Source organism: Vulcaniibacterium gelatinicum, assembly GCF_008033445.1.
In the GTDB taxonomy this organism is placed as follows: Bacteria; Pseudomonadota; Gammaproteobacteria; order Xanthomonadales; family Xanthomonadaceae; genus Vulcaniibacterium_B; species Vulcaniibacterium_B gelatinicum.
This window is the reverse complement of record NZ_VNKO01000001.1, coordinates 26,784-43,568: the sequence shown is the minus strand read 5'-3', so window position 1 is coordinate 43,568 and position 16,785 is coordinate 26,784. Positions and strand designations below refer to the sequence as shown.

Here is a 16,785-nt window from a genome sequence, read left to right as displayed (position 1 = left end):
GGCCGGATCCCGGCTCACGGCGCCCGGTCGGTGCGCAGCACCGGATACAGGTTGTAGCGCGCGTCCCAGGACGGATGGCGGCGGGCGAAGAACTCCAGCCGCGCGGCCGGATCCTTGGCGAAGCCCGCGTCCTCGCGCAGCCGGCGCTCGAACTCGGCCTTCAGCGCCGGGTCGCGGGCCAGCATCTCGCGCGCCACGGCCTCGGCGACGTAGTCCTCCATGTATTCCTTGCGCTCGAAGTGGGCGTTGAACATGCCCCATGCGACGAACGCATCGGGCGCCTGCGGCTCGAGCAGCGCCATCACCAGCCGCGCCTTGGGCTGCGCGATCGGCACGAACAGGCTGCCGGCCGGAAGATCGTGCGTCTCCGGGTGCCACGCGCCCTCCAGGCGCAGCGTCTGCCGGCCTTCGAACGAGGCGCCGGAGAACGTGGCCTTGCCGGCGCGGAAGGCCTCGACCGGCGCCGCCGCGAGCGGCGCGTCCAGGCGACGGAACTCGATGCCGTGCAGGCGCAGCCGCTCGCCGACCCAGGCCGCGTGCGCCGCCGGAACCAGATAGCCCGCGCCCGGCGCGGTCACGGTCAGCTCCGGCACGATCTCGTCGCGCAGCGGGATGTGCCAGACCTGCGGCGTGCCTTCGTCGTAGCGGGTCATCAGCGCCCCGGAGACCTCCGACGGGGTGCGGGTGTAGGCGTAGCCGCGGAAGGCGATGGTCCGCGCCTTGTCGGTCGCGCGCCAGGACAGCGGCACCGGCTGGCCGGCGAGCTGCGCCGCACGCGCATCGGCCGCCTGCGCCAGGCGCAGCCAGTCGCGGCCGTGGCGGGCGGTCAGTTCGGCCAGGGCCACGATCACGTTGCGGGTGACCCGCACCCGGTGCGGGTACGGCCGCCACGAATGCGTCTCCACCAGCATCGAGAAACGGTTGCGCAGGTGGAAGTAGCCGGTGGAGAAGCGTGGCGGCGCCACTCCGTCGGCAAACCCCGAGGCCGGGTTGTCGCCCTCGACGAACGAGGGATAGAACGGCAGCGGCAGCGAGCCCTGCCGCTCGAGCGCGGCCATCACCGTGTCGCGCATCGCGCGGCCGGCCGCGCGCAGGGCCTCGTCGCCGGCGTGCAGCGGCTCGACCTGGATCGAGACGTCGTGCTCGAACTGCGCGCCGTCGGTGGCGTGCAGGTCGGCCATCGCGATCGGATCCCAGGCCGCGAGCAGGCCGAGCATCGCCTGCATCTCCGGACTGTCGGCCTTGGCGTAGTCGCGGTTGAGGTTGAGGTTCTGCGCGGTGGTGCGCCAGCCCATCTCCTCCGGCCCGCGCTGGTTGGGCCGGTTCCAGGCCGCGAAGCGCTCGTGCCCGTCCACGTTGAACACCGGCACGAACACGATGACGAGCTGCTCCAGCACGCCCCGGGCCGCCTCGCCTTCGAGCATCTGGCGCAGGGCAAGGAAGCCGGCGTCCTTGCCTTCGATCTCGCCGGCGTGGATGCCGCCCTGCAGCAGCAGCACCGGCAGGCCGCGACGCCTGGCTTCGGCCGGATCGAACGCGCCGGTGCGGGTGACCACGAGCGCCTGCATCGGCCGGCCTTCCGGCGTGGTGCCGAACACCTGGTGGCGCACCGCGTCCGGGTAGGCGCGGGCGAAGGCCGCGGCAAGCGCCGGCACCTCGTCGTAGCGGCCGGTGCGGACGAAGCCGGAACGCTCGGCGATGGTGGTGAGCGCGGGCTCGGCGGGCAGGGCGGGCGTCGCCAGGGCGAGCAGGGCGGCGGCGAGCAGCAGGCGCATCGGCGGGGGCTCGTGGGGAGGAAGGCGGCGATGGTAGCCGAGCCGTATGCCGCGGCAGACGTGGCGGCGGTCACGCGGTTGGCGGGAATCGTCGGCAACGAGGCGCTCGCCGCGCGAGCGCATGCGATCATGGCGCCGCTCCCGCCGGAGGCCACTGCATGTACACGCTGTACTACGCGCCCGGCGCCGCCAGCATGGCGGTGCACTGGCTGCTGCTCGAGCTGGACGTTCCGTACGAACTGCGCCTGGTGGACCTCAAGGCGGGACAGCAGAAGGCGCCCGACTACCTCGCGCTCAACCCCAGCGGCGTGGTGCCGACGCTGGTGGCGGACGGCAGGCCGCACTTCGAGGCTGCGGCGCTGCTGATGACGCTGGCCGACCGCCACGCCGAGAAGGGCCTGGCGCCCGCGCACGACGACCCGCGCCGCGCCGACTACCACCAGTGGATGTTCCACCTCGCCAACGCGGTGCAGCCGCTGTTCCGGATCTGGTGGTATCCGCACGAGGTCGCCGGCGCGGAGCACGCGGAACTGGCGCGGGAGCTGGTGCGGCCGCGGATCGAGGCCGCCTGGCAGCGCCTGGACGACCACCTGGCCGTGCACGGCCCGTACCTGCTGGGCGATGCCCCGTCGGCCGCCGACTTCTACCTCACCATGCTGCTGCGCTGGTCGCGCAACATGCCGCGGCCGGCGACGGACTGGCCGTCCCTGCAGGCGCTGGCGGCGCGGATGAAGGCGCGGCCGACGTTCAGGATGCTGTACGAGCGGGAAGGGCTGACCGAGTGGGGGTGAGTGCGGTCGTGAGCGGGCGATAGGGTAGGCTTTGGGCCTTTCCGCCATCCGAGCCGGTCCCGAATGAGCGAAATCGCCAGTTCCGCGGCCCCCGTCGCCGCCACCCCCGCCGCGCGCCTGCCGCGCCAGATCCCGTACATCATCGGCAACGAGGCCTGCGAGCGCTTCAGCTTCTACGGCATGCGCAACATCCTGGTGCCGTTCCTGGTCACCAGCGTGCTGCTCGCCTATGCGCCCGAGGCCGAGCGCCAGGGCATCGCGAAGGACGTGTTCCACACCTTCGTGATCGGCGTGTACTTCTTCCCGCTGCTGGGCGGCTGGATCTCCGACCGCTTCTTCGGCAAGTACAACACCATCTTCTGGCTGTCGGTGGTGTACGTCATCGGCCACGCCTGCCTGGCGCTGTTCGAGGACAACCGCCCCGGCTTCTACACCGGCCTGTTCCTGATCGCGCTCGGCTCGGGCGGCATCAAGCCGCTGGTCTCGGCCTTCGTCGGCGACCAGTTCGACAAGTCCAACGAGCACAAGGCCAAGGTCGTCTACGACGCGTTCTACTGGACGATCAACTTCGGCAGCTTCTTCGCCTCGCTGCTGATGCCGGTGTTCCTGCGCAACTTCGGGCCGGCGGTGGCGTTCGGCATCCCCGGCCTGCTGATGTTCATCGCCCTGGTGATCTTCTGGGCTGGACGCAAGAAGTACGTGCACCTGCCGCCGACGCCGCCGGATCCGCATTCGTTCATGCGCGTGGTGGCCACTGCGCTGCGTGGTGGCCGGCAGGGGCCGGGACTCGGCACCTGGCTGGCTTACGGCTCGCTGGTGGTGGGCGTGGCCATGCTCGCGGCGTGGGCGCTGAACCTGGTGCTCGGATTCGCGTGGTGGCCGAAGGACCTGGGCTTCGTGATCGTCGCGATCACGGCGCTGGTCATCGTGATCGCCTTCGGCGGCCTGGGCACCTCGATGCAGCTCGAGCGCGCGCGCGGCGCGCACCCGGACCAGGCGGTGGACGGCGTGCGCGCGGTGCTGCGGATCCTGATCGTGTTCGCGTTCGTGACCCCGTTCTGGTCGCTGTTCGACCAGAAGGCCTCGACCTGGGTGCTGCAGGGCGAGCTGATGGCCAAGCCGGACTGGTTCCAGTCGGCGCAGATGCAGGCGCTGAACCCGCTGCTGGTGATGCTGATCATCCCGTTCAACAACCTGGTGCTGTACCCGGCGCTGCGGCGCATGGGCATGCAGGTGACCCCGCTGCGGCGGATGGGCACGGGCATCGCCTTCTCGGGCCTGGCCTGGGTGGCGGCCGGCCTGCTGCAGCTGGCCATCGACGGCGGCGAGCCGGTCTCGATCGTGTGGCAGGTGTTGCCGTACGCGCTGCTGACCTTCGGCGAGGTGCTGGTCTCGGCCACCGGCCTGGAGTTCGCCTACAGCCAGGCGCCGATGTCCATGAAGGGCACGATCATGAGCTTCTGGATGCTGTCGGTGACGGTCGGCAACCTGTGGGTGCTGATGACCAACGCGGCGGTGCGCAACGACGCGGTGACCGCGCAGATCGCCAGCACCGGCCTGAGCGAGACGGCGTTCCTGATGTTCTTCTTCGCCGGCTTCGCGTTCCTGGCCGCGGCCGCGTTCGCCTGGTACGCGCGGCACTACCCGATGCAGGACCACTACCGTGCGGCCTGACGCGGACTGCCCGTGATGACGACCTGGCTGATCATCGGCGTGACCGTGCTCGTGTCATGGCTGGCGTGGGAGCGCCCGCGCCTGCTCGACCGGCTGATCCTGTGGCCGCCCGCGATAGACCGCTGGAAGCAGTGGGACCGCCTGCTCACCCACGGCTTCGTCCACGCCGACTGGGCGCACCTGCTGTTCAACATGATCACGCTGTACTTCTTCGGGCGGATGGTCGAACGCTGGTTCGTGCCCTACATCGGCCAGGCCGGCTTCGCGCTGTTCTACCTCTCGGCGCTGCTGGTCGCGATCCTGCCCACCTACCTGCGCCACCGGCACGATCCCCGCTACCGCAGCCTGGGCGCCTCGGGCGCGGTCTCGGCGGTGCTGTTCGCCTTCATCCTGGTGCAGCCGTGGTCGCTGATCTTCGTGTTCTTCGTGCCGGTGCCGGCGATCGTGTACGCGGTGCTCTACATCGGCTACTCGATCTGGATGGACCGCCACGGCCAGGACAACGTCAACCACAGCGCGCACCTGTGGGGCGCGGGCTACGGCGTGCTGTTCACGCTGATGATGGAGCCGCGGGTGGCGGGCGCGCTCCTGGCGCGGCTGCTGAACCCCGGGCTCGGGTGAGCCGATGATGGTCGCGGAGGAGTGGGCGCGCGCGATCGGCCACGATCCGGCGCGGGGGCGGTTCAGCCTCCTGGTCGAGGGCCACGAGGGGTTCGTGGACTACCTGCTCGACGGCAGCACCATGACCATCACCCATACCGTGGTTCCGGCGCCGATCGGCGGCCGCGGGATCGCGGCGGCGCTGGTCCGGGCCGCGCTCGACCACGCCCGGGCGCAGGGCTGGCGGGTGGTGCCGCGCTGTTCATACGCGGATGCCTGGATGCGGCGCCACCCGGAGTACGAGGGGCTGCGGGCGGACGCCCCCCCTCCCCCCGCAAGCGGAGGGAGAGGCGGGGAGCGGGGCTCCCCGTGGGGAAGGGGATAGCTGAGGTTCAGCCCCGGATTCGCTTTTCGCGGCGGATCCCTGTACAGTGCGCCCACTGTTTCAGGCGGGATCACGGTACATCGTGGCCCGATGCGGTAGATCCAACGTTTTCGGGGCGTGCCCCGTCCCGGCGATCCGCTACATCGTTACGCGTCATTACCCCTTGCTGGACAGTCTCGGCCTCGCACGTCGCGGGCCGTGTCCCTTCATCATCCTCATCAAGGAGTAAAGACATGTCGGATCGTCAGACCGGTACCGTCAAGTGGTTCAACGACGCCAAGGGCTTCGGCTTCATCACCCCGGAGTCCGGCCCGGACCTGTTCGTGCATTTCCGCTCGATCACGGGCAGCGGCTTCAAGTCGCTGCAGGAAGGCCAGCGGGTGTCGTTCAAGGTCGTGCAGGGCCAGAAGGGCATGCAGGCCGACGAGGTGCAGGCGCTGTAAGGCGTCCGGCCCCGCGGACCACGGAAAACCCGGCTTCGGCCGGGTTTTTCTTTGGCGCGGGCCCCGCGCGTGGAGGCGGCGCTCACGCCCGCGCCGATAATGTGGGCATGGCTGGATCGGATGCCTGCATGCCATGCGCTGGATTTCGCTGCCCGTCGTGATCGTCGTCGCGCTCGCCGGCTGCCGAGGGGAGGGGGGGAAGCCGCCGCCCGCGGCCGGCGCCACGCCGCAAGATCCGCCTCCGCAGGCGACCGTGTCGCCGCTGCGGGACCTGGCCGAGCACACGCCGCAGTACCTGCTCGGCATCACCTTCCCGCCATCGGTGACGCTGCCGCCCGGCCTGGCCGAGGCGCTGCGGCGCCATGCCGAGGCCGAACGCGCACGGCTGCTGGCGGCGGTGGCGCGCAAGCCGCCGCAGCAGCAGGGGCCCTATGACCTGACCCTGGTCTTTCGCGTGCGGCATGCCTCGCCCCGGTTCGTGGTGGTGGCGGCCGACGGCAGCCGCTACGTGGGCGGGGAGGCGAGCGAGCCGCTGATCGCGCGCTTCGTCTGGCTGCCGGGCGAGGGGCGGATGTTGACCGTGGCGGAACTGGTGCCCGGGGCGGCCGGCTGGGAGGCGATCGCGCGCCTGGTTCGGTTGGAGCTGGTGGCGGCCTTCGCCCGGCGCCTGGCCTACGACAAGGTGCCGCCGGAGCAGCGAGAGGCCTTGCTGAAGACCGCGCGTACCGAGATCGAGACGCTGGTCCGGCCCACGCCGCAGGCCTTCGCCCACTTCGAACCGGTGTTCGGCCCGGGAGAACGCATCCTCGCGTTGCGTTTCGTGTTTCCGCCCCTGCGTGTGGAGGGGTATGCGGACGCGGTGCAGACGGCGGAGGTGCCGGCCGCGGTACTCTGGCCGCACCTGGCGCCGGCCTACCGGGGATGGTTCGAGGCCGGCGCGCCGGCGGCCGAGCGTTGAGACGGGACGGGAGCGGGGGGCAAGGTCATGGGGCAGGGATTGCGTGGGCGCGTCGAGCGCCTGCTCGAGGCGGCCGACGTCCGCATCGGCGGCGACCGGCCGTGGGACATCGCGGTGCACGACGCGCGCTTCTACGCGCGCGTGCTGCTGCAGGGCTCGCTCGGCCTGGGCGAGTCGTACATGGACGGCTGGTGGGACGCCGGCTCGCTCGACGGCTTCCTGTTCCGCCTGCTGGACGCGCGGCTGGACGAGCGTGCGCGCGGCCTGGCCGACCTGGTGGACGGCGTGCGTGCGCGCTTGCAGAACCTGCAGAGCCGGCGCCGCGCCTTCACCATCGGCCAGCGCCACTACGACCTCGGCAACGACCTGTATGAAGCCATGCTCGGCCGGCGGCTGGTGTACAGCTGCGGCTACTGGCGCCACGCGGACACCCTGGACGCGGCGCAGGAAGCCAAGCTCGACCTGGTCTGCCGCAAGCTCGGCCTGCAGCCTGGCATGCACGTGCTCGACATCGGTTGCGGCTGGGGCGAGGCGCTGAAGTTCGCGGCCGAGCGCTACGGCGTCTCCGGGGTGGGCATCACCGTCTCGCGCGAACAGGCCGAGTACGCGCGCCGGCTGTGCGCCGGTCTGCCGGTCGAAATCCGCCTGCAGGACTACCGCGCGCTCGAAGGGCGCTTCGACCGGGTGTTCTCGATCGGCATGTTCGAGCACGTCGGGGTGAAGAACTACCCGGTCTATTTCGAGGTCGCCCGCCGCTGCCTGGCCGGGGATGGCCCGGACGATGGCTTGTTCCTGCTGCACACCATCGGCGGCAACCGCTCGTGCGCCCACACCGACCCGTGGATCGCGCGCTACATCTTCCCCAACTCGATGCTGCCCTCGGCGGCGCAGATCGCGGCAGCGGTGGAGGGGCGGTTCGTGATCGAGGACTGGCACAACTTCGGCGCCGACTACGACCGCACCCTGCAGGCCTGGCGGGCCAACGTCGAGGCCGCCTGGCAGCGGCTGCCGCCGCGCTACGACGAGCGCTTCCGGCGCATGTGGCGGTTCTACCTGGCCGGGGCGATGGCCAGCTTCCGCGCCCGGCGGATCCAGCTCTGGCAGGTGGTGCTCTCGCCGCGCGGGGTGCCGGGGGGCTACCTCGCGCCGCGGTGAGCGTCTCGCGCGGTGCGACGCGGGAGTAGGAGGCTGGCCCGATGCAGGGCCAGATCCGGTTCCACTTCGGCGCGGGCGTTCACCCGGGCGGCGACGGCCGGCGGGATAATCCGCCGATGCCGCTGGCCGCGTTCCACCCCGCCGTCGCCGCCTGGTTCGCGCGCACCTTCCCGGCGCCGACCGAGGCCCAGGTGCGGGCCTGGCCGGCGATCCGCTCCGGGCGCCACACCCTGGTGGCCGCACCCACCGGCTCGGGCAAGACCCTCACCGCGTTCCTCTCGGCCATTGACGCGCTGGTGCGCGAGGGGCTGGAGCACGGCCTGCCCGACGCCACCCAGGTGGTGTACGTCTCGCCGCTGAAGGCGCTGTCCAACGACATCCACCTGAACCTGGAGGCGCCGCTGGAGGGCATTCGCGCCGAGCTGGCGCGGATGGGCCTGCCGGACGTGGAGATCCGCACCGCGGTGCGCACCGGCGACACCCCGCAGGGCGAGCGCGCGGCCTTGCGGCGCAAGCCGCCGCACATCCTGGTCACCACGCCCGAGTCGCTGTACGTGCTGCTCGGCTCCGACTCCGGGCGGGCGATGCTGGCGAGCGCACGCACGGTGATCGTGGACGAGATCCACGCGATGGTGGCGAGCAAGCGCGGCAGCCACCTGGCGCTCTCGCTGGAACGGCTGGAGGCGCTGTGCGGGCGGCGGCTGACGCGGATCGGCCTGTCGGCGACGCAGAAGCCGGTGGAGGAGGTGGCGCGGTTCCTGGTCGGGGCCGGGCACGTGGCGGCGGACGCCACGCCGGACTGCGAGATCGTGGACATCGGCTACACCCGTGCGCGCGACCTCGCCCTCGACGTCCCGCCCGTGCCGCTGCAGGCGGTGATGTCGAACGAGCAGTGGGAGCTGGTGTACGCGCGCATCGCCGAGCTGGTCGCGCAGCACCGCACCACGCTGGTGTTCGTCAACACCCGGCGCATGGCCGAGCGCGCCGCGCGGCACCTGGCCGAACGGCTCGGCCGCGAGCACGTCGCCGCGCACCACGGCAGCCTGGCCAAGGAGCTGCGGCTGGACGCCGAGCAGCGGCTCAAGGCCGGGCAGCTGAAGGTGCTGGTGGCCACCGCCTCGCTCGAGCTCGGCATCGACATCGGCGAGGTGGACCTGGTGTGCCAGATCGGTTCGCCGCGCTCGATCTCGGCGTTCCTGCAGCGGGTGGGGCGTTCCGGACACTGCGTCGGCGGCGTGCCGAAAGGGCGGCTGTTCCCGACCACGCGCGAGGAACTGGTCGAATGCGCGGCGCTGCTCGACTGCGTGCGCCGCGGCGAGCTCGACGCGCTGGTGATGCCGCAGGCGCCGCTGGACGTGCTCGCGCAGCAGATCGTGGCCGAGGTGGCGTGCCGGGAGTGGGACGAGGACGCGCTGTACGACGGGTACCGCCGTGCCTGGCCGTATGCGCGGCTCGCGCGCGAGGATTTCGACGCGGTGGTGCGGATGCTGGCCGAGGGCTTTGCCACCCGGCGCGGCCCGCGCGCCGGCCACCTGCACCGCGACGCGGTGCACCGGCGCCTGCGCGGCCGCCGCGGCGCGCGCATGACCGCGGTGACCTCCGGCGGCACGATCCCGGACACGGCCGACTACGCCGTGGTGCTGGAACCGCAGGGCACGGTGATCGGCAACGTCAACGAGGATTTCGCGGTCGAAAGCCTGGCCGGCGACGTGTTCCAGCTCGGCAACGCCAGCTACCGCATCCGCCGCATCGAGCCGGGCCGGGTGCGGGTCGAGGACGCCGAGGGCGCGCCGCCGAACATCCCGTTCTGGCTCGGCGAGGCGCCGGGGCGCAGCGACGAGCTCTCGATCGGCGTGTCGCGCCTGCGCGAGGAGGTCGCCTCGCGCGAGCGCGAGGCCGCGGTCGCGTGGCTGGCCGGCGAACTCGGCCTGGACGCCAACGCCGCCGTCCAGCTCGCCGATTTCCTGCACCGCCAGCGCGCCGCGCTCGGCGCGATGCCCGCGCGCGGGCGGATCGTGCTCGAACGCTTCTTCGACGAATCCGGCGGCACCCAGCTCGTGCTCCATTCGCCCTACGGCAGCCGCATCAACCGCGCCTGGGGCCTGGCGCTGCGCAAGCGCTTCTGTCGCAAGTTCAACTTCGAGCTGCAGGCGGCGGCGACCGAGGACGCGATCGTGCTGTCGCTGTCCACGAGCCATTCGTTCCCGCTGATCGAGGTCGCCGGCTACCTGCATTCGGCCTCGGCGCTCGACATCCTGGTGCAGGCGCTGCTCGACGCGCCGCTGTTCGGTGTGCGCTGGCGCTGGAACGCGACCACCGCGCTGGCGCTGCCGCGCTTTGCCGGCGGGGCGAAGGTGGCGCCGCAGCTGCAGCGGATGCGGGCCGAGGACCTGCTGGCGACGGTGTTCCCGGACCAGGTCGCGTGCCTGGAGAACATCGTCGGCGAACGCGAGATCCCGGACCACCCGCTGGTCGCGCAGACCCTGCACGACTGCCTGTACGAGGCCATGGACGCCGCGGGCTGGCTGGCGCTGCTGCGCGGGATCGAACGCGGCGGGATCGAGGTGCAGGCGTGCGATGTGGCCGCGCCGTCGCCGTTCGCGGCCGAGGCGCTGAGCGCGCGGCCGTACGCGTTCCTGGACGATGCGCCGCTGGAGGAGCGCCGCACCCAGGCGGTGATGACCCGCCGCCACGCCGACCGCGACCAGGCCGGCGACCTCGGCCGGCTCGATCCGGCCGCGATCGAGGAAGTGCGCGCCCAGGCCTGGCCCGAGGTGCGCGGCACGGACGAGATGCACGAGGCGCTGATGGGCCTGGGTTGGGTCACGCACGAGGAGGGCGAAGCCCACGGCTGGGACGACTGGCTGCAGCGGTTGGCCAGGGACCACCGCGCGACGCGGCTGGCGATGGACGACGGGCGGGGGCTGTGGTGCGCGGCCGAACGCCTGCCGCAGGCGCGGGCCGTGCATCCGGGTGCGCGCTGCGTGCCCGCGATCGTCGCGCCCGCCGAGTATGCGCGGGCCTGGGCGCGCGAGGACGCGCTGACCGAACTGCTGCGCGCGCGGCTGACCGGGGTGGGGCCGACCACCGTCGCCGCGCTCGCGCAGGCGCTGGCGGCGCCGGAATCCGAGGTCGCGATCGCGCTGCTGCGGCTGGAGGGCGAGGGCTACGCCATGCGCGGCCACTTCACCGCCGCGGCGCACGAGACCGGCGCCGAGGAGTGGTGCGAACGCCACCTGCTCGCGCGCATCCACCGCACCACCCTCGGCCGCCTGCGGCGCGAGATCGAGCCGGTCGAGCCGCGCCACTTCATGCGCTTCCTGGCCGATTGGCAGCGGGTGTCGCACACCAGCCGCGTCAGCGGCCCGGAGGCGCTCGCCGGCGTGCTCGCGCAGCTGGAGGGCTTTGAAGCGCCGGCGGCGGTCTGGGAGAGCGAGCTGCTGCCGGCACGGGTGGCCGACTATGCCATCGCCTGGCTCGACGACCTGTGCACCGCCGGCCGCATCGCCTGGGCGCGCCTGCGCGGCGCGGCGTCGGAGGCCGGCGGTGCGCGTGGCGCGGCCGCGCCGGTGCGTACCACGCCGATCGTGCTGCTGCCGCGCCGGCAGCTGGCCGCCTGGGCGCAGTTCGCCGGCACCGGCCGCGAGGACGAGCCGCCCTTGTCCTCGCGCGCACGCAAGGTCGCCGATTGGCTGCAGGCGCACGGCGCCTCGTTCTTCGACGAGATCGCCGCCGGCACGCACCTGCTGCAGACCGAGCTGGAGGACGCGCTGGCCGAGCTGGTGGCGCGCGGCCGGGCCAGCTGCGACAGCTTCGCCGGCCTGCGCGCACTGCTGGTCCCGCAGTCGAAGCGGCCGCATGCGTTCAATCGCCGCGGCCGGCGCGCGCCGCTGTTCGGGATCGCGGACGCGGGGCGGTGGACCCTGACGCGGCGCGCGCCGCCCGCGCCGGCCGCAGGCGGGGCGGGAAAGCCCGATCCCGAGGCCGTCGAACACATCGCGCGCACGCTGCTGCGCCGCTACGGCGTGGTGTTCTGGCGCCTGCTCGAGCGCGAGGCCGCGTGGCTGCCGCCCTGGCGCGAACTGCTGCGGGTGTACCACCGGCTGGAGGCGCGCGGGGAGATCCGCGGCGGGCGGTTCGTCGCCGGCCTGTCCGGCGAGCAGTTCGCGCTGCCGGAGGCGGTGGGCGCGCTGCGCCAGGCGCGCAGGCGGCCGGACGACGGCGGGATCCTGTGCCTGTCCGCATTCGATCCGCTCAACCTCGCCGGCCTCGTGCTGCCCGGCGAGAAGGTGCCGCGGCAGCCCGGCGCGCGCATCGCCTGGCGCGACGGCATCGCGCTCGCGGCGCTGGTCGCGGGCGAGGTGCGGCCGCTGGCGCCGCTGTCGCCCGGGGACGCGCGCCTGGTGCGCAAGGCACTGTTGCGCGAACCGGGCGCGGCAGCGGAGGCCGGCGCGACCGTCGCGCCCTGATCGCTCCCGCCGCGCGGCGTCGGCGACGGGGCAACGAAAAACGCCGCCCGGATCGCTCCGGGCGGCGTCGTCTTCCGTGTCCGGTGGCTCCGGCGCTTACTGCTTCTTCGGCTCGTCGGGGTCGGCCTCCGGCGCCGCGCTGTCGTCGGCTTCCGGCACCGCCGCATCCAGGCCGCGGCGCTTGAGCAACGGCTCGATCCGCGGCTCGCGGCCGGCGAAGTCGCGGAACAGCTCCAGCGCGTCCTTGCTGCCGCCGCGCGAGAGCAGGGTGGCACGGAAGTGGTCGCCGTTGGCGCGGGTCAGGCCGCCGTTCTGCTTCAGCCACTCCACGCTGTCGGCGTCGAGCACCTCCGACCAGATGTAGGCGTAGTAGCCCGCGGCGTAGCCGCCCATGATATGGCTGAAGTACGGCGTGCGGTAACGCGGCGGCACGGCGTAGAAGTCCACGCCGTCGCGCTTGAGCGCCTCGGCCTCGAACGCCATCACCCCGGCGGCGTCGGGCACCTGCTCGGGCGCGAGCTGGTGCCAGCGTTGGTCGAGCATCGCCGCGGCCAGGTACTCGGTGGTGGCGAAGCCCTGGTTGAACTTCTGCGTCGCCAGCACCTTGTCCAGCAGCGCCTTCGGCATCGGCTCGCCGGTGACGTGGTGCTTGGCGTAGTTGGCCAGGACCTCGGGCCAGTCCGCCCACATCTCGTTGACCTGCGAGGGGTACTCGACGAAGTCGCGCGGCACGCTGGTGCCGCTGAAGTACGGGTACTTCACGTTCGAGAACATGCCGTGCAGGGCATGGCCGAACTCGTGGAAGGTGGTGGTGACCTCGTCCCAGGTCAGCAGGGTGGGCTGGCCCTCGGACGGCTTGGGGATGTTGAGATGGTTGGCCACCACCGGCTTGGTGCCCATCAGCGCCGACTGCGACACGTACGAGTTCATCCACGCGCCGCCGCGCTTGGACGGACGTGCGTACGGGTCGAAGATGAAGATCGCCAGCTGCGTGCCGTCCTCGTTGAACACGTCGTAGATCCACGTGTCCGGGTGGTATTTCGGCAGGTCGGTGCGCGCCTTGAAGGTCAGGCCGTACAGCTTGTTGGCGGCGAAGAACACGCCGTTCTCGAGCACGTTGCGCATCTCGAAGTACGGCTTGAGCTGGCCCTCGTCGAAGTCGTAGCGGGCCTTGCGCACCTTCTCGGTGTAGTAGGCCCAGTCCCACGGCTCCAGCCTGAAGCTGGGCTGGCCCTTGGCCTTCTGTTCGGCGTCGATCATCGCCTGCAGGTCGGCGGCCTCCTTCTTCGCGTTGGCCACCGCGGCCGGCGCGAGCCGGGAGAGCATGTCGTTGACTGCTTCGGGCGTCTTCGCGGTCTGGTCCTCCAGGCCGTAGTGGGCGTAGGTGGGGTAGCCCAGCATGTTCGCGCGTTCGGCACGCAGTTTGACCACCCGCGAGACGATCGCGGTGTTGTCCCACTGGTTGCCGCGGCTGCCGCGCGCGATCGAGGCCTTGAACAGGCGCTCGCGCAGGGCGCGGTCGTGCAGGTAGGTCAGCGGCGGCTGGCCGGTGGTGTTCTGCAGCGCGAGCACGTACTTGCCCGCGAGGTTGCGCGCCTTGGCCGCCTCGGCCGCGGCGGTGATCTGCTCCTCGCTCAGGCCGGCGAGCTGTTCGCGGCTGTCCACCACGATCGCCGAGTCGTTGACCTCGGCCAGGACGTTCTGGTTGAACTTGGTGCCGAGCTCGGCCAGCTCGGCGTTGATCGCCTTGAGCCGGGCCTTGTCCGCCTCGCTCAGCTTGGCGCCGGCGCGGACGAAGTCCTCGTAGTACTTCTCGACCAGGCGCACGCCCTCGGCGTCCAGGCCCAGCTTGTCGCGCTTGAGGTACAGGGCCTCGATCCGCGCGAACAGCTTCGGATTGAGCAGGATCGCGTCGCGGTGGGCGGAGAACCTGGGCGCGTAGTCGCGCTGCAGCTGCTGCCGGGCGGGGTTGGTGTCGGTGCCGACCAGGTTGAAGAACACCGTGGTGGCGCGGTCGAGCAGCTGGCCCGACTTCTCCATCGCGACGATGGTGTTGTCGAAGGTCGGCCTGCGGCGGTTGTTCGCGATCGCCTCGATCTCCTTCAACTGCTCGGCCATGCCGCGGTCGAAGGCCGGCGCGAAGTGCTCGTCGCGGATCCGGTCGAACTGCGGGTACTGCAGCGGCAGCGGGCTTTCGGTGTAGAAGGGGTTGGCCTGGGCGGGATCCATGGACATGACGGCGGGGTCGGCGGGGGCCGCCCACGCGCTGGCGGCACCGGCCACGGAGGTGGCGATGGCCAATGCGAGGGCGCAGGCGAGCGGGTGCTTCATGGGGCGGTGTTCCTCGGCGGGTGGGAGCAGGCGAGGGTAGCGCAAGCCCCCGTCGCGGGCCCATGACGAAAGGCAGGGGGCGCGCCGTGGCCGTTGCCCGCCGCGGTGGCGCGTTCTATCGTCGGTGTCCGTCATCCCGCACGAGGTCTCCGTATGCGACGTGGCATCGGCCTGTTGCTGAACCTGTTCCTGGCCGTCTGCCTGGCAGGCCCGGCCCGGGCGGGCGACGCCCTGCGCTACGTGGCCCTGGTGGACGGCGGCAAGCGCGCCGGGCATCAGGTGGTGGACTTCGCCGACGACGGCAGTGTGTCGGTGGACTACGTGTTCAAGGACAACGGCCGCGGCCCCGAGCTCAAGGAGCGCTTCGTGCTCGCGGACGACGGCACCTTCGCCAGCTACCGCCTGCAGGGCACGGCCACCTTCGGCGCGCCGATCGAGGAGACGTTCGTGCGCGAGGCCGGCAAGGCGCGTTGGAAGTCCACCTCGGACGAGGGCGAGGCCGCGCACACGGATGGCGCCATGTACCTGCCGCTGGCCGGCTCGCCGTACGCGTATTCGGTGGCGGTCTCCGCGCTGTCCCGCCGCAGTGACGGCCGCCTGCCGCTGATCCCGGGCGGCGCCATGACCCTGCGCAAGGCCGCCGAGGCGGAGGTGCGTCGCGGCGGGGAGCGCCGCACAGTGCGGCTGCTGGCGCTGACCGGCATCGGCCTCGCGCCCGTGTTCGTCTGGGTCACCGACGAGCCGGCGCCGCGCCTGTTCGCATTCATCTTCCCCGGCTTCGTGCAGTTGATCGAGGAGGGATGGGAAGCCAATGCCGCGGCGCTGGAAGCGCGGCAGAAGCAGGCCGAGGGCGAGGAGGTCGTGGCCCTGAAGCAGCGGCTGACCATCCCGCTGCCCGGCACCACCCTGATCCGCAACGCGCGCGTGTTCGACAGCGAGCGGGCCGTGCTCGGCCCGGCCTCCGATGTGCTGATCCGTGGCGGCCGCATCGTTTCGATCGCCGGCGCCGGCCAGGAACGCGCGCGGGCCGACCACGTGATCGACGCCGCCGGCCGGGTGCTGCTGCCGGGCCTGTTCGACATGCACGTGCACACCGGGCGCTGGGACGGCGGGCTGCACCTCGCCGCCGGCGTCACCACCGTGCGCGACCTCGGCAACGACAACGCCACCCTGCAGGAGCTGATGCGCGAGCAGGCGGCCGGACGGCTGCTCGGCCCGGAGGTGGTCCCGGCCGGCTTCATCGAGGGCGAGAGCCCGATGTCGGCGCGCAACGGCTTCGTGATCAAGACCCTGGACGAGGCGAAGCAGGCGGTGGACTGGTACGCCGCGCACGGCTACCGCCAGGTCAAGATCTACAACTCGTTCCCGAAGGAGATCCTGCGCGAGACCGTTGCCTACGCGCACGCCAGGGGCCTGCGCGTCAGCGGCCACGTGCCGGTGTACCTGCGCGCGCGCGACGTGGTGGAGATGGGTTTCGACGAGATCCAGCACATCAACCAGGTGCTGCTGAACTTCCTGGTCAAGGACGACACCGACACCCGCACGCTGGAGCGCTTCTACCTGCCCGCGCGCGGCGTGGCCGACCTCGACTTCGATTCGAGGGAAGTGCAGGACTTCATCGCGCTGCTGAAAGCGCGGGGCGTGGCCGTGGACCCGACCCTGGCCACGTTCGACTTCATCCGCCAGCGCCCGGGTCAGCTCTCGCCGGCATATGCGGCGGTGGCCGGCCATCTCCCCGTCACCCTCCAGCGCGGCCTGCGCGCGGCCGAAATGGACATTCCCGACGACGCCACCGCCGAGCGCTACGAGCGCAGCTACCGGAAGATGGTCGAGTTCGTGGGCCGCATGTACCGCGCCGGGATCCCGATCGTGCCGGGCACCGACGCGATCGCCGGCTTCACCCTGCACCGCGAGCTCGAGCTGTACGTGGAGGCGGGGCTGAGCCCGGCCCAGGTGCTGCAGACCGCCACCCGCGACGCCGCCCGCATCGCCGGCACGCCCGACCGCGGCGTGATCGCCCCGGGCAAGCGTGCCGACCTGGTGCTGGTGGACGGCGACCCGACCGCGGACATCGGCGACATCCGCAAGGTGGCGCTGGTGATCCAGGGCGAGGCGGCCTATTCCCCGGCGGCGATCCACGAGGCCCTCGGCGTCAAGCCGTTCGCCGCGCCGGTCCCGGTCACGAGCACGGGCAGGTGAGCACG

The 16,785-nt window shown here is 71.9% G+C and carries 11 protein-coding genes; 9 read left to right on the top strand and 2 right to left on the bottom strand.

Annotated elements, in window-relative coordinates; translation table 11 throughout:
* Positions 1-14: 14 nt before the first annotated feature.
* Entirely contained in the window at positions 15-1,775 is a 1,761-nt protein-coding gene (locus FPV26_RS00195) for a M14 family metallopeptidase (RefSeq protein WP_147651284.1), read from the bottom strand.
* Positions 1,776-1,933: 158 nt separating this feature from the next.
* On the opposite strand from FPV26_RS00195, the gene FPV26_RS00190 reads away from it, so the two are divergent.
* From FPV26_RS00190 to FPV26_RS00155, 8 genes are all read left to right on the top strand, one after another.
* Positions 1,934-2,566 carry a glutathione S-transferase family protein gene (locus tag FPV26_RS00190; RefSeq protein WP_147651281.1) on the top strand — a complete coding sequence of 211 codons (633 nt, stop codon included), beginning with the start codon at positions 1,934-1,936 and terminating at the stop codon, positions 2,564-2,566.
* A gap of 63 nt (positions 2,567-2,629) precedes the next feature.
* Entirely contained in the window at positions 2,630-4,240 is a 1,611-nt protein-coding gene (locus FPV26_RS00185) for a POT-type proton-dependent oligopeptide transporter (RefSeq protein ID WP_147651279.1), read from the top strand.
* 15 nt (positions 4,241-4,255) lie between these two features.
* Positions 4,256-4,861 carry a rhomboid family intramembrane serine protease gene (locus FPV26_RS00180; RefSeq protein WP_147651246.1) on the top strand — a complete coding sequence of 202 codons (606 nt, stop codon included), beginning with the start codon at positions 4,256-4,258 and terminating at the stop codon, positions 4,859-4,861.
* A 4-nt stretch (positions 4,862-4,865) separates the two neighbouring features.
* Positions 4,866-5,225, top strand: coding sequence for a GNAT family N-acetyltransferase (locus FPV26_RS00175; RefSeq protein ID WP_220429050.1), 360 nt, complete (start codon positions 4,866-4,868; stop codon positions 5,223-5,225).
* A 233-nt stretch (positions 5,226-5,458) separates the two neighbouring features.
* Positions 5,459-5,668, top strand: a complete 210-nt coding sequence (locus FPV26_RS00170) for a cold-shock protein (RefSeq protein WP_147651244.1) — start codon at positions 5,459-5,461, stop codon at positions 5,666-5,668.
* A gap of 133 nt (positions 5,669-5,801) precedes the next feature.
* Positions 5,802-6,626, top strand: a complete 825-nt coding sequence (locus FPV26_RS00165) for a hypothetical protein (RefSeq protein WP_147651242.1) — start codon at positions 5,802-5,804, stop codon at positions 6,624-6,626.
* Positions 6,627-6,653: 27 nt separating this feature from the next.
* The gene (gene cfa / locus FPV26_RS00160; protein ID WP_147651237.1) at positions 6,654-7,781 is read left to right on the top strand and encodes a cyclopropane fatty acyl phospholipid synthase; all 1,128 of its coding nucleotides are present in this window, start codon (positions 6,654-6,656) and stop codon (positions 7,779-7,781) included.
* Positions 7,782-7,897: 116 nt separating this feature from the next.
* Positions 7,898-12,250, top strand: coding sequence for a DEAD/DEAH box helicase (locus FPV26_RS00155; protein ID WP_147651235.1), 4,353 nt, complete (start codon positions 7,898-7,900; stop codon positions 12,248-12,250).
* A gap of 96 nt (positions 12,251-12,346) precedes the next feature.
* Here FPV26_RS00155 and FPV26_RS00150 read toward each other — a convergent pair whose 3' ends face one another.
* Positions 12,347-14,485 (bottom strand): M3 family metallopeptidase, encoded by a 2,139-nt coding sequence (locus tag FPV26_RS00150; RefSeq protein ID WP_425473025.1) that lies wholly within the window; start codon positions 14,483-14,485, stop codon positions 12,347-12,349.
* A gap of 249 nt (positions 14,486-14,734) precedes the next feature.
* Here FPV26_RS00150 and FPV26_RS00145 point away from each other — a divergent pair, with 249 nt between their 5' ends.
* Positions 14,735-16,780: an amidohydrolase family protein gene (locus FPV26_RS00145; protein WP_147651226.1), complete on the top strand. Its 2,046-nt coding sequence runs from the start codon at positions 14,735-14,737 to the stop codon at positions 16,778-16,780.
* Positions 16,781-16,785: the final 5 nt, after the last annotated feature.